The 12,535-nt window shown below is 64.1% G+C and carries 15 protein-coding genes, 2 tRNA genes and 1 pseudogene; 6 read left to right on the forward strand and 12 right to left on the reverse strand.

All coding sequences use genetic code 11. The features are described from left to right. Positions 1-541 (forward strand): MBL fold metallo-hydrolase RNA specificity domain-containing protein (locus BIS11_RS02760; protein WP_367399195.1); only part of this gene is annotated, 541 nt, incomplete at its 5' end. A gap of 10 nt (positions 542-551) precedes the next feature. Here BIS11_RS02760 and moaE read toward each other — a convergent pair. From moaE to BIS11_RS02810, 10 genes are all read right to left on the reverse strand, one after another. Beyond that, positions 552-1,013 carry a molybdopterin synthase catalytic subunit MoaE gene (moaE, locus tag BIS11_RS02765; protein WP_253419057.1) on the reverse strand — a complete coding sequence of 154 codons (462 nt, stop codon included), beginning with the start codon at positions 1,011-1,013 and terminating at the stop codon, positions 552-554. Further along, the gene (gene moaC / locus BIS11_RS02770; RefSeq protein WP_253419054.1) at positions 1,014-1,808 is read right to left on the reverse strand and encodes a cyclic pyranopterin monophosphate synthase MoaC; all 795 of its coding nucleotides are present in this window, start codon (positions 1,806-1,808) and stop codon (positions 1,014-1,016) included. A 4-nt stretch (positions 1,809-1,812) separates the two neighbouring features. Next, entirely contained in the window at positions 1,813-2,358 is a 546-nt protein-coding gene (gene mobB / locus BIS11_RS02775; RefSeq protein ID WP_253419051.1) for a molybdopterin-guanine dinucleotide biosynthesis protein B, read from the reverse strand. Between the two features lie 19 nt (positions 2,359-2,377). Next, positions 2,378-3,607, reverse strand: a complete 1,230-nt coding sequence (locus BIS11_RS02780; RefSeq protein ID WP_253419047.1) for a uracil-xanthine permease family protein — start codon at positions 3,605-3,607, stop codon at positions 2,378-2,380. Between the two features lie 120 nt (positions 3,608-3,727). Next, positions 3,728-4,357, reverse strand: coding sequence for a uracil phosphoribosyltransferase (gene upp / locus BIS11_RS02785; RefSeq protein ID WP_253419044.1), 630 nt, complete (start codon positions 4,355-4,357; stop codon positions 3,728-3,730). A 79-nt stretch (positions 4,358-4,436) separates the two neighbouring features. Then, positions 4,437-5,120 (reverse strand): uracil-DNA glycosylase, encoded by a 684-nt coding sequence (ung, locus tag BIS11_RS02790; RefSeq protein WP_253419041.1) that lies wholly within the window; start codon positions 5,118-5,120, stop codon positions 4,437-4,439. A gap of 1 nt (position 5,121) precedes the next feature. Then, positions 5,122-5,601 carry a xanthine phosphoribosyltransferase gene (gene gpt / locus BIS11_RS02795; RefSeq protein WP_253419038.1) on the reverse strand — a complete coding sequence of 160 codons (480 nt, stop codon included), beginning with the start codon at positions 5,599-5,601 and terminating at the stop codon, positions 5,122-5,124. A gap of 6 nt (positions 5,602-5,607) precedes the next feature. After that, the gene (locus BIS11_RS02800) at positions 5,608-6,153 is read right to left on the reverse strand and encodes an adenine phosphoribosyltransferase (RefSeq protein WP_227391029.1); all 546 of its coding nucleotides are present in this window, start codon (positions 6,151-6,153) and stop codon (positions 5,608-5,610) included. Positions 6,154-6,184: 31 nt separating this feature from the next. Further along, entirely contained in the window at positions 6,185-7,483 is a 1,299-nt protein-coding gene (locus BIS11_RS02805; RefSeq protein ID WP_253419036.1) for an NCS2 family permease, read from the reverse strand. A gap of 239 nt (positions 7,484-7,722) precedes the next feature. Beyond that, the gene (locus tag BIS11_RS02810) at positions 7,723-8,343 is read right to left on the reverse strand and encodes a riboflavin synthase subunit alpha (RefSeq protein ID WP_253419034.1); all 621 of its coding nucleotides are present in this window, start codon (positions 8,341-8,343) and stop codon (positions 7,723-7,725) included. 343 nt (positions 8,344-8,686) lie between these two features. On the opposite strand from BIS11_RS02810, the gene BIS11_RS02815 reads away from it, so the two are divergent. From BIS11_RS02815 to BIS11_RS02830, 4 genes are all read left to right on the forward strand, one after another. Continuing rightward, the gene (locus BIS11_RS02815; RefSeq protein ID WP_227391026.1) at positions 8,687-9,730 is read left to right on the forward strand and encodes a methionine ABC transporter ATP-binding protein; all 1,044 of its coding nucleotides are present in this window, start codon (positions 8,687-8,689) and stop codon (positions 9,728-9,730) included. Further along, complete coding sequence (locus BIS11_RS02820) at positions 9,711-10,364, forward strand: methionine ABC transporter permease (protein ID WP_253419032.1); 654 nt, start codon at positions 9,711-9,713, stop codon at positions 10,362-10,364. The genes BIS11_RS02815 and BIS11_RS02820 overlap by 20 nt, the downstream gene beginning before the upstream one ends. A gap of 107 nt (positions 10,365-10,471) precedes the next feature. Beyond that, the gene (locus BIS11_RS02825; RefSeq protein WP_253419030.1) at positions 10,472-11,266 is read left to right on the forward strand and encodes a MetQ/NlpA family ABC transporter substrate-binding protein; all 795 of its coding nucleotides are present in this window, start codon (positions 10,472-10,474) and stop codon (positions 11,264-11,266) included. Positions 11,267-11,338: 72 nt separating this feature from the next. Further along, complete coding sequence (locus BIS11_RS02830; RefSeq protein ID WP_253419028.1) at positions 11,339-11,800, forward strand: GAF domain-containing protein; 462 nt, start codon at positions 11,339-11,341, stop codon at positions 11,798-11,800. A gap of 69 nt (positions 11,801-11,869) precedes the next feature. Here BIS11_RS02830 and BIS11_RS02835 read toward each other — a convergent pair. After that, a tRNA-Val gene (locus tag BIS11_RS02835) sits at positions 11,870-11,946 on the reverse strand. 19 nt (positions 11,947-11,965) lie between these two features. Then, positions 11,966-12,042, reverse strand: a tRNA-Val gene (locus BIS11_RS02840). Between the two features lie 173 nt (positions 12,043-12,215). Between BIS11_RS02840 and BIS11_RS02845 the strand changes: the two are divergent. Further along, a pseudogene (locus tag BIS11_RS02845) lies at positions 12,216-12,535 on the forward strand (endonuclease); the annotation flags it as partial.

The following is a 12,535-nucleotide window of genomic DNA, read 5'->3' on the forward strand; positions in this document are numbered from 1 at the left end:
GCTCAAGACCCTCTACCGCTGGGTTCGCCCGCGCCTGCTCCTGCCGGTGCACGGCGAGATGATTCATCAGCAGGCCCATCAGGCGCTCGCCGAGGAGCTCGGCATACAAGCGCCTTTGGCGCCGGTCAACGGCGACCTGCTGACGCTCGACCAGGAAGGCCTGCGGCTGGAGGCGCGCTACCCCCAGCATCCTCACGTGGTGGATCAGAACAGCGTGGTGGCCCACCCAGGGCTGGGTACGCGCGAAAGCGATGCGCCGCGCCGGGGAACGCTCTTTCTGGCGCTGCCGGTGTACGCCACCGACACCGGTTGGCAGCGTATCGGCCGGCTGATGCTGGACTCAAGCCACTCGAGCCCGATCGACGAGGAGAGCTTCAGCGACTGGCTCGACGAGCGCCTCGAAGAGATCGAGGCGGACACTCTCGCGGAGCTTCGAGAAGCCCTCACCCCGCGCATGCTGAGCTGGCTCGACGACCACTGCCGCCATCTACCGGACGTTCACCTGCAGATCATGGCGACGGAGTCGCCCTTCAACGCCTAGATGACTCGCCTTACCAGCGCGCGGCGTCGCGGGCGTCGCTTTCGCGCTCCTTGACCCAGTAGTCGCCCCCGGTCGAATGCTCTTTCTTCCAGAAAGGCGCGCGGGTCTTGAGAATATCCATGATGAAGTCGCAGCCCTCGAAAGCGTCGCGCCGGTGGGCGCTGGCCGCCAGCACCCGCACGATCGGATCTCCCGGCGCAAGACGCCCCACCCGATGAATGATCACCACGCCGGTCAGCGCCCAGCGGGCGCAGGCCTGCGCGGCGATATCGCCAAGGGCGCGCTCGGTCATGCCCGGGTAGTGCTCCAGCGTCAGCGCCGTGACCTCCGGCGTCTCGTTGAAGTCACGCACCAGCCCCGTGAAGCCGACCACCGCGCCGATGTCGCAACGGCCCTCGAGCAGGGCGGCGTACCCCTCATCGAGGTCAAAGGCGGCTTCCTGAACCGTGACGATGATACGCGGATCGCTCATTCAGCCTCCCGTGACCGGCGGAAAGAACGCGACTTCGTCCTCGTCGGTGATTAGTGCCGCATCGTTGGCCATCACCTGATTGATGGCGCACAGCGTACGCGGCTCCTCGAGCACCGCGAAGCTTGCGTCCTGCGCGATCAGCGCCGCCTTGAGGCCGGCCACGTCGCGACTTTGCAGCCGGTCGAGCGACAGCGACAGCTCGCTGGTGCCGACCCTCTCGCGAAGCTCGGCGAGAAACTTCACCTTGACGCAGGGCGAGAGCTCGCAGCGCTCGCCCAGGCTCACCTCGCCAGGCGTTCCATCACCGGTGACCAGCGGTGTCCGGCTGCGCTGGTAATCACCGCGCACGCCGCCCTGCTTGCGCTCGAGCTGGATGGCCTCGATAACCATCTCCTTGTCCACCGCCTTGCACATGTCGTAGAGCGTCAGACACGCCACGGAAACGGCGGTGAGTGCTTCCATCTCGACGCCGGTACGCTCGGTCAGCCGACAAAGCGCCTCGACCTTGACGACGCCGGCGTCGCGGTCGAGGGTGAAGTCGACGCTCACCTTGCTCAGCGACAGCGCATGGCACAACGGAATCAGCTCGGCGGTGCGCTTGGCGGCCTGGATGCCGGCGATGCGCGCCGTGGCGAGCACGTCGCCCTTGGGCAGCTCGCCGGCGCCGAGGAGCTCGAGGGTGGCCGGCGCCATGCGCACGCGGCCCGAGGCCACCGCTTCCCGGCGGGAAGGCTCCTTGTCGCCGATGTCCACCATGTTGGCTTCGCCATGCGTATTGAGGTGCGTCAGCTGCATATCGTTACCTTTCCTGGTCGGGGAACGCGGCGCACCACTGGAGTATCCAGCGCGCGATGGCGTCGATGTTATCAAGGTCGAGCCGCACAATCGAAGCCTCGAGCGACTCCGGTGCCGCGCCCTTGAGCGCCACCGCCTGGACGTTCTCGCAGGCCAGGATACCGGGGTCGCCGATGTCGTCGCGGTACAGCACGAGCTTCGGAATCGGCCACTGCTTGAAGCCCTCGACGATCACCAGATCCGGTGCGTGTGGCTCCATCAGCGACAACAGATGGACAAGATCCGGCTCGTCCTGGTTCGGCGTTTCCTCCATCAGGGCGTAACGTCTGGCAGAGGCGACCAGCGTCGGTGCCGCCCCGGCCTCGCGCAGCCGGTAGCTATCCTTGCCCAGCTTGTCGATATCGAAATCGTGATGGGCATGCTTGATCACCCCGACATCGAGTCCCGCCTGGCGCAGGCGCGGCAGCAGCTTAACGAGCAGCGTGGTCTTGCCCGTCGAGCTCCAGGCGGCCACGCCCAGCACGGGAAACGTCGTGGCGATCGGCCTCATGGCAACGCGCGTCCGCGTATCAGGCAAGCTCTTTCTCCGCAGGCAGAATCCAGTTCAAGGCGATGCCCACCAGGGCGGCAAGGCTCACGCCCTGCAGCGTGAACTGACCTTCGCCGAACTGCATGCCACCGATGCCGAACACCAGGATCAGCGACACCACCACCAGGTTGCGCGGTGCGGTCAGCGACTGGCCGGCGCGCACCAGCGTGTTCATGCCGACCACGGCGATCGAGCCGAACAGCAGCGTCATGATGCCGCCCATCACCGGCCCGGGAATGGTCTGGAGCAGCGCGCCGAGCTTGCTGATGAACGCCAGCACGATGGCAAGCACGGCAGCCACGATCATGAACTTGGGGTTGAACGCCCGGGTCAGCGTGACCGCCCCGGTCACCTCGGAGTAGGTGGTGTTGGGCGGGCCGCCGAACAGCGCCGCTGCGCTGGTGGCCAGGCCATCACCCAGCAGCGTGCGGTGCAGGCCGGGCTTCTCCAGGTAGTTCTTGCGGGTCACCGAGCCGATGGCGACCATGTCGCCGATGTGCTCCACCGCCGGGGCGATGGCCACGGGAAGCATGAACAGGATCGCCGCCCAGTGGAAGGTGGGCGCAGTGAAGGCGGGCACGGAGACCCAGGCGGCGTCGCGCACCGCAGTGAAATCGACCACGCCCATGATCAGCGACAGCGCATAGCCGGTCACCACGCCACCGATGATCGGCACCAGGCGCAGAAGCCCGCGCCCGAACACGGCGAGCATCAGCGTCACCAGAAGACTCGCCATCGAAAGGAAGATCGCCTGACCGTAGCTGATGCCCTCGCTGGTCTCGCCCACCGCCATGCTGACCGCGACCGGCGCCAGCGCCAGGCCGATGACCATGATCACCGGCCCGACCACCACTGGTGGCAGCAGCCGGTGGAGCCAGCCGGTTCCCTTCAGGCGCACGGCCTGTGAGATAACGGTATAAACAAGACCGGACGCCATCAGTCCGCCAAGCGTTGCGGGTATGCCGAAGCTTGCGATGGAGCCCTGGATCGGCGCGATGAACGCGAAGGAGGAGGCCAGAAACACCGGCACGCTCTGCCTTGTGACCGAGTGGAAGATCAGCGTGCCGATACCGGCGGTGAACAGCGCCACGCTCGGATCGAGCCCGGTGAGCAGCGGCACCAGTACCAGCGCGCCGAAGGCGACGAACAGCATCTGCGCCCCGGTCAGAAGCGTCTTTGGCCAGGAGTCTTGCGGTGTTTCGGTAGTCATTCAACGTCCCTTGCGTTGTCATGGCCGCGGCTTTCGCTGCGGCTTTTCGAATGGCCGCCAACGGCTGGCCAAAAAAATGCCCCCGGCGCGAGGCGCAAGGGGCATTTCGAGGCGGTCCGCTCAGCGCGTACCGAAGATCTTGTCACCCGCATCGCCCAGGCCCGGCACGATGTAGCCGTTCTCGTCGAGGCGTTCGTCGACGGAGGCGGTGTAGATCTCGACGTCCGGGTGCGCCTTTCGAACCCGTTCGATGCCTTCGGGAGCGGCGACCAGCACGATCACCTTCATGCTCTCGCAGCCGCGCTCGCGCAGCATGTCGAGGGTGGCGATCATCGAGCCGCCGGTGGCGAGCATCGGATCGATGACGATCGCCATGCGCTCCTCGATGTCGTTGGCGAACTTGGCGAAGTACGGCACCGGCTCGAGGGTTTCCTCGTCACGGTAAAGACCCACAACGCTGACGCGGGCGCTGGGAATCAGGTCGGTCACGCCTTCGAGCATGCCGAGACCCGCACGCAGGATCGGCACCACCGTGACCTTCTTGCCCTTCAGGCGACGGGTATTGATCGGCGAGCCGTTCCAGCCTTCGATCTCGTGATCCTCGAGCTCCAGATCCTTGGTGGCTTCGTAGGTCAGAAGCTTGGCGACTTCACCGGCCAGCTCGCGAAAGCTCTTGGTGCTCAGACCCCCTTCCCGCATGAGTCCCAACTTGTGCTGGACAAGCGGATGATTGATGGCATAAACACTCATGAAACGACCTCACTGCAGGGGTGGATGCGCCTGGCATGCGCAAAATTGCGCGCCATTCTACCCGTAACCGGGGCGAAGGTTAAGGGGTGGCGGGCAATTGCCATTCGATCGGCGAGCGCCCGTGCTCTTCGAGAAACCGGTTGGCCTGGGAAAAATGGCGGTTGCCCAGAAACCCGCGATGCGCGGAGAGCGGCGACGGGTGCGGCGATTCGAGAATCAAGTGGCGCGATTGGTCGATCAAGGCCTTCTTCTGCCGGGCGTGGCTGCCCCAGAGCAGAAAGACGCAGGGCTCTGCGTGTTCGCTGACCGTCTTGATCGCGGCGTCGGTGAAGTGCTCCCACCCCTTGCCGCGATGCGAAGCGGCGTTGCCCTGCTCCACCGTCAGCGCCGTGTTCAGCAGCAGCACGCCCTGCTTCGCCCAGGGCTCGAGAAAACCGTGGTTGACCGGCGCGACGCCCAGGTCACTCTCGAGCTCCTTGTAGATGTTGACCAGCGACGGCGGCACCCGCACCTCGGGCAGTACCGAAAAGCACAGCCCGTGGGCCTGGTGCGGCCCGTGGTACGGGTCCTGACCGAGAATGACGACCTTGACCCTCTCCAAGGGCGTGAGCTCGAAGGCGCGAAACCAGTTCGAGGAGTGCGGGTAGATCACTTTCTTCGCCGCTTTCTCCTGCGTCAGAAACGCCTTCAGCGCGGCCATGTAGTCGGCCTGGAACTCCTGGCCGAGCCATTGGCTCCAGTCCTTGGGTAGCGGGTCGGTCATGTCATCTCTTCAGTTGGTCGGCGAGCGGCTCGACGTAGGCCACTCCCATGTCCCAGGGGAATTGGATCCAGCAGTTCTGACCCACTTCGGTCAGGTACTGGTCCACCAGCGGGCGGCCATCGGGCTTGGCGTAGATGGTCACGAAATGCGCCTTGGGCAGCATCTCGCGCACCGCCTTGGCGGTCTTGCCGGTATCGACCAGGTCGTCCACCAGCAGCCACCCTTCTCCATCATGGTCCACGCCCTTCAGCACGTCCAGCCCGCTCTGCTCCATGTGGTCGTAGCTCTTGATGCACACGGTGTCGATCAGGCGGATGTTGAGTTCACGGGCGATGAGCGCCGCCGGAATCAGCCCGCCGCGGGTGATCGCGACGATGCCCTTGAAGTCACGCTCGATCAACTGGTGGCAAAGCGCGCGGACGTCGCGATGAAGCTGGTCCCAGGAAACCGTGAAATGCTGGTGGTAGCGTTCGCTGCTCATCGTGGGTCACTCGTCTTCGTTGAAGGAACATACCGCGAACACGCCAAAGCCCGCGTCGCGAATTTTCTGGGAACCGCCCAGTTCGGGCAGATCGATGATCGTGGCGGTCTCCACCACCTGGCCACCGCAGCGCTGGATCAGGTTGGCGGCAGCCAGCATGGTGCCGCCGGTGGCGATCAGGTCGTCCATCAAGAGGATGCGGTCGCCGTTCTCGAAGGCGTCGGCGTGAAGCTCGACCTCGGAATGGCCGTACTCGAGGGTGTAGGTCTCGCTGATCGTCTTGAAGGGCAGCTTGCCCTTCTTGCGCACCGGCACGAAGCTGCAGCCGAGCTCATAGGCCAGCGGCGCACCGATGATGAAGCCTCGCGCGTCGATCGCCGCGATGGCATCTAGGTTCATTTCCTGGTAGCGGTGCACGAAGCTGTCGATCAGCTTGCGAAAGGCGGCGCTGTTCTGGAGCAAGGGAGTGATGTCACGAAAGTTCACGCCCTGTTCAGGCCAGTCTGGAACCGTGCGAATAACGGACTTGATATAGTCGCCGTAGATGCTCATCGCGTCTCTCGTTGGTTGATATAAACGGGGCCTACCCGAAGAAGAAGAATTTCACCGCGAACAGAAGCCCCAGCACGACCACCGCCGGGTTGAGGTCCTTGAAGCGGCCGGAAAGTACCTTGATCGCCACGAAGCTGATGAAGCCCAGGGCGATGCCATCGGCGATCGAGAAGGTCAGCGGCATGGCGAGTGCGGCGATCAGCACGGGAGCGGCGTCGGTGGCATCGTCCCAGTTGGCGTGGGCCAGGCTTCCGGCCATCAGCGTCGCCACGTACAGCAGTGCCCCGGCGGTGGCGTAGGCCGGAATGGAGCCGGCCAGCGGCGCGAAGAACAGGCTGATCAGAAACAGTACCCCCACCACCACGGCGGTGAGACCGGTGCGCCCGCCGGAGGCGATGCCCGCAGTGGACTCGATGTAGCTCGTGGTGGTCGAGGTGCCCAGCGCCGCACCGGCCATGGACGCGGTGCTGTCCGCCATCATGGCGCGTCCGATGCGCGGAAGCTTGCCGTCCTTGTCCAGGAGCTTGCCGCGATGGGCGACCCCGACCAGCGTGCCGGAGGTATCGAACAGGTCCACGAACAGAAAAGCGAAGATCACGCTGAGCATGGCGACGTCGAGCGCGCCGGCCAGATCCATCGCCATGAAGGTGGGCGCGATCGAAGGCGGCATGGACATCAGCCCGCCGTAGGCGTTGTGCCCCAAGAGCATGGCCACCACGGTCACGCCGAGAATGCCGATCATCACGGCGCCGGTGACGTTCAGGTAGGCCAGTGCCGTGATCACGAAGAAACCGACCAGCGCGTAGATGGGTGCGGGCTGGGTAAGATCACCAAGCGACACGTAGGTGGCCGGGTTGGCGACGATGATGCCAGCGTTCTTCAAGGCGATCATCGCCAGAAAGAGACCGATACCGGCGGCGATCCCCAGGCGCAGCGACAGTGGAATGGAGTTGATGATCCACTCGCGGATCCTGAAGATGCTCAGCAGGAAGAACGTCAGGCCCGAGAAGAACACCGCCCCCAGCGCGGCCTCCCAGGTGTAGCCCATGCCGAGCACCACGCCGTAGGTAAAGAAGGCATTGAGGCCCATGCCCGGCGCCTGGGCGATCGGGTAGTTGGCCCAGATGCCCATCACGAAGCAGCCCACGGCGGCGGCAAGGCAGGTGGCCACGAATACCGCGCCGTAGTCCATCCCCGCTTCCGACAGGATGCTCGGGTTGACGAAGATGATGTAGGCCATCGTCAAGAAGGTGGTGATACCGGCGATCACCTCGGTCTTGACGCTGGTGCCTTGCTCGGTGAGCTTGAAGTAGTTATCCAGACCTTTCATAGCGTTTTTTGTCCCTGCGCCCTTGGATACGAGCCCTAGATACGAGAAAAGCCGCACATACTACCGAAAGGCCTCGCCTGATGCGAGCGCCCGGCACGTGCAGCCAACGGGTGCGGGAAATGCCCCGCGCTGACTCCTTGCAACGAGTGTGAAGCAATCTTCAGGCCATGGCTTGACCACTCGGTCAGCCCGACCGTTTTTTTTGACGGCCGGCCGACGACAGCGCGGGAAGTATCAGGTCAGGCGCGCGCGGCGAGCACTCTCTCCACGGTCTCGACGATCACCTGGGTCTGCGGGTCGACCTCGATGTTGACCTTCGACCCCGGCAGGCGCTCCTTGAGCGTGGTGCGCTCGAGGGTTTCGGGAATCAGGTTGACGCTGAACTCGACGCGCTCGTCACCGCGCCGCACGTCGCCCACCGTCAGGCTGATGCCGTCCACCCCGATATAGCCCTTCTCGAACACGAACCGGCCAAGGGATGCCGGCAGCGCAAACCACAGCCGGCGATTGTTGGGTGCCTCGTCGATGGCGACGACCTCCGCCATATCGATGATGTGGCCGGACATGGAGTGGCCGCCGATCTCGTCACCGAAGCGCGCCGCACGCTCGATATTGACGCACTCGCCTACCGCCAGCGCACCAAGATTGGTCAGTCGCAGCGTCTCGCGCATCAGATCGAAGCTGACGCGTTCGCCCTCGACGCGCGTCACGGTCAAGCAGACGCCGTTGTGGGCCACGGAGGCGCCGAGCGCCAGCCCTTCGCGAAGCGCCGGCGACAGTGCTACAACATGAGTGCGAAACCCGTCGAGTTCGAGAATGTCGACGATCTCCGCCGTGCCCTGCACAATACCTGTAAACATCGCTCTCCCCTTGCAGCTTCGTGCGCACCGATCACGGGACCGACGCGCTTGAGGCGGCATTATCGCCCTTAACCGGCCGCGAACCAACGCCCTTGCGCCCATTTATCGAAGGCGGATTAAAACGCCCGCTTCAATTGACAACCCGCAGGGCTCTATTTAGACTTTCGGCGCAAATGTTTTGACGCCGATTTGTACCCAGATTGCGGGCGTCCACCTGCCGATGGCGTGGTGAAGTGCAGCTAAAAGGGTGTGTCCAGCGTTGATGGCCACCCGTATGGGTGGCCTTTTTTTATTTCACGCCCCTGCCACTTCACGTCTTCGGCCTAGAATCAAGGCAGACGCTATGATCGAACTCAGCAACGTCAGTAAAACCTACGGCAGCGGCGCCAAAGCGGTGCATGCCCTGAAAAACGTCCACCTCGCCATTCCCAAGGGAGCGATTCACGGCGTCATCGGGCTTTCCGGGGCGGGCAAGTCCACCCTGATCCGCTGCGTCAACCTGCTCGAGCGTCCCACCGAAGGCAGCGTCGTCGTCGACGGTCGCGATATCACGCGACTCGGCGCGGCCGAGCTCAACCGGGCGCGCCACCGCATCGGCATGATCTTCCAGCACTTCAACCTGCTCACCACGCGCACGGTGTTCGACAACGTTGCGCTGCCGCTGGAGCTTGCCGGCGAGCGCAAGGCGGCGATCAAGCGCCGCGTGGCGCCGCTGCTCGACATGGTGGGCCTAGCCGACAAGGCGGGCATGTATCCCGCCCAGCTCTCCGGCGGGCAGAAACAGCGCGTGGCCATCGCCCGGGCGCTGGCCAGCGACCCGCAGGTACTGCTGTGCGACGAGGCCACCTCGGCCCTCGACCCGCAGACCACCAGCGCCATCCTGGAGCTTCTGCGCGACATCAACGTCAAGCTCGGCATCACCATCTTGCTGATCACCCACGAGATGGAGGTGGTCAAGTCGATCTGCCACCGGGTCAGCCTGATCTCCAACGGCGAGCTGGTCGAGGACGCCGACGTGGGGGATTTCTTCACCGCGCCGCGCACCGATCTGGGCCGCGACTTCCTCAACGACTTCCTAGAGCTCACCCCGCCCAAGGAGCTCACCGCGCGCCTGCTCGAGGCCCCGGGCGAGCACACCCACCCGGTGGTACGCCTGACCTTCTCCGGCGATGCCGTCTCCACGCCGCTGATCTCGCGCCTGGCACGGGAGTGCGACGTGGACGTCAGCATCCTGCAGGCCAAGGTGGAATCGATCCAGGAGCGCACCCTGGGCCTGATGATCGCCGAGCTGCTCGGCGACACCGATCAGACCCGAAAGGCGATGGAGTATCTGAAAGCGCATCAACTACAGGTGGAGGTACTGGGCCATGTCCAGCGCGATGTTTGATCTGATCCTGCAGGCCACCCTCGACACGCTCTACATGGTGGCGATCTCCGGCGTGATCTCGACGCTTCTGGGACTGCCGCTCGGAGTGCTGCTCTATGTCACCCGCCCGCGCCAGATTCTCGCGCGGCCGATGCTCAACCGGGCACTGAGCCTGATCACCAATATCGGCCGCTCGATCCCCTTCATCATCCTGATGGTGGCGATCATCCCCTTCACGCGCATGCTGGTGGGCACCTCGATCGGCATCAACGCGGCCTCGGTACCGCTGACCATCGCCGCGATCCCCTTCGTCGCGCGGTTGATCGAAGGCGCGCTCAACGAGCTCTCGCCGGGACTGATCGAGTCCGCCCAGGCAATGGGCGCCACACCCTGGCAGATCATCTGCAAGGTGCTGATTCCCGAGGCGCGCGGCGGCATCATCACCGGCCTCACCATCACCGTGGTGACGCTGGTGAGCTACTCGGCCATGGCCGGGGCGGTAGGCGGCGGCGGCCTGGGAGATCTGGGCATCCGCTACGGCTACAATCGCTTCAACCCGACCATCATGCTGACCACGGTGGTGATTCTCGTGTTCATGGTGCAGGGCTTCCAGAGCCTGGGTGACTACCTGGTACGCAAGAGCGATCGCAAGTAGTGCGGGGCTCACCGGAACCGATGCTGAATATAACCAAAAAGCATTATAAAAATTTTTTTTATTGCTATAATCTCGTATCTTCAAGGTACGTCCACAGGAGAGTCACCATGCAGAAACAGCTTCTCGGCGGCCTGACCGCCCTCGCCCTGGCCATCAGCGTGGCCCACGCCCAGGAAGCCCGCAGCATCAAGATCGGCACCGTCGCGGGCCCCGAGAGCGAGGTCATGGAAGTGGCCGCGCGCATCGCCAAGCAGGAGTACGACCTCGATGTCGAGATCGTCGAGTTCACCGACTACGTGACCCCGAACGCGGCGCTCGCCGACGGCAGCCTGGATGCCAACGCCTACCAGCACGCCCCCTATCTCGAAACCATGAACAGCGACCGCGGCTACGACCTGGTGGCCGCCGGCTACACCTTCGTGTACCCGATCGGCGCCTACTCGGAAAAGCATGACAGCCTCGAGGCGCTGCCGGACGGCGCGCAGATCGCCCTGCCCAACGACCCGACCAACGAAGGGCGCTCGCTGATCCTGATGCACAACCAGGGCCTGATCACCCTGAACGACCCGGACAACCTGGAAGCGACACCGATCGACATCGCCGAGAACCCCAGGAACTTCCGTTTCCGCGAGATCGAAGCCGCCCAGCTGCCGCGCGTGCTGCCAGACGTGGACATGGCGTTCATCAACAACACCTTCGCCCAGCCGGCGGGACTGAGCCTCGACGACGCCCTGGTACGCGAAGGCCCCGAATCCCCCTACGTCAACCTGATCGCCGTGCGCAGCGGCGACGAGGAGCGCGAGGAGATTCGCCAGCTCGTCGACGCCTACCAGCGCGACGAAGTGATCGAGAAGGCCGAGGAGCTCTTCCAAGGTGGCGCCGTGCCGGGCTGGGTCGAGTAAACCCGCCCTTCACCCACCAGGCATCACTCAGGCCGGCCGCAGGGCCGGCCTGTTCTTTTTCAAGGAGACATCATGGCACCGGTCGACTATTCCCTGCTCAACCGCCAGCTCGAAGCGCTGCTGGACACGCGCGACTGGCTGGTCAACGCCGCCCAGACCAGCGCCTTTCTCATGCAGTCGCTGCCGGCGCTCAACTGGGTAGGGTTCTACCTGCAGCGCGAGCCCGAGCTCTTGAGCCTGGGCCCCTTTCAGGGCAATCCGGCCTGCAATCCCATCCCCTTCAGCAAGGGCGTGTGCGGGGCGGCGGCGCGCAGCCGCGCTACCCAGCGGGTGGACGATGTCCACGCCGTGGCGGACCACATCGCCTGCGACGCGGCCTCCCGGTCGGAGCTGGTCGTGCCGGTGGTGAGCGGCGATCGGCTATGGGGCGTGCTGGACATCGACAGCCCCGAACTCGCGCGCTTCAGCGCCGAAGATCAGACGGGTATCGAGGCACTGGTCGCGACCTTCGTGCGCCAGACCGATCTAACCTGAGCTGCGCACCCAGCGGGATCGAGGCAAACGAAAACGCCCCGCTCTGATGAGCGGGGCGTTCATGAATTCTGGTAGGACCAGGCGGATTTGAACCGCCGACCTCCACGATGTCAACGTGGCGCTCTAACCAACTGAGCTATGGTCCTTCGGCACGCGTCAAAGACTTGGTAGGACCAGGCGGATTTGAACCGCCGACCTCCACGATGTCAACGTGGCGCTCTAACCAACTGAGCTATGGTCCTGCTTTGTGTGCGAGGCGTATTCTACGTATTCGAGTCATAAATGCAAGGTGTTTTTTCACCGCGTGCTTTTTATAGGGCCTTGAAAAGAAAGTTCTCTTTTACATCGACACGTCTTTCACAAGCCAGCTAAGCTAAGCCCAATAACGTCATAGCCTATGTTAAGGAGGTAGATCTTGCTCGGGCCACTCGTGGGCGTCATCGCACTGCTGCTTTTCCTCGCGACTCTGATCGCTCGCATTCATCTACGCTGGTGGTTCGTACGAAGCTTCGAGTTCCCGCGCGTCCAGCTCGCCTTCGCCGCTCTCGCCAACATGGTGGCAGCGCTCGTCCTGCTCGACTCCGGGCCCTGGCGCGCCGGCGCCGGCATCCTGTCCTTGATCACCCTGCTCATCCAGGTGGTCTACATCCTGCCGTGGACGAGGATCTGGCCGGTGGAGGTGAAATCCGCCCGCGAGCCCGAGTCGGCGCGTGTCGTCACGCTGCTGATCTCCAA

Origin of the sequence: Halomonas sp. 707D4 (assembly GCF_024158685.1) — a bacterium.
Taxonomy (GTDB): Bacteria; Pseudomonadota; Gammaproteobacteria; order Pseudomonadales; family Halomonadaceae; genus Vreelandella.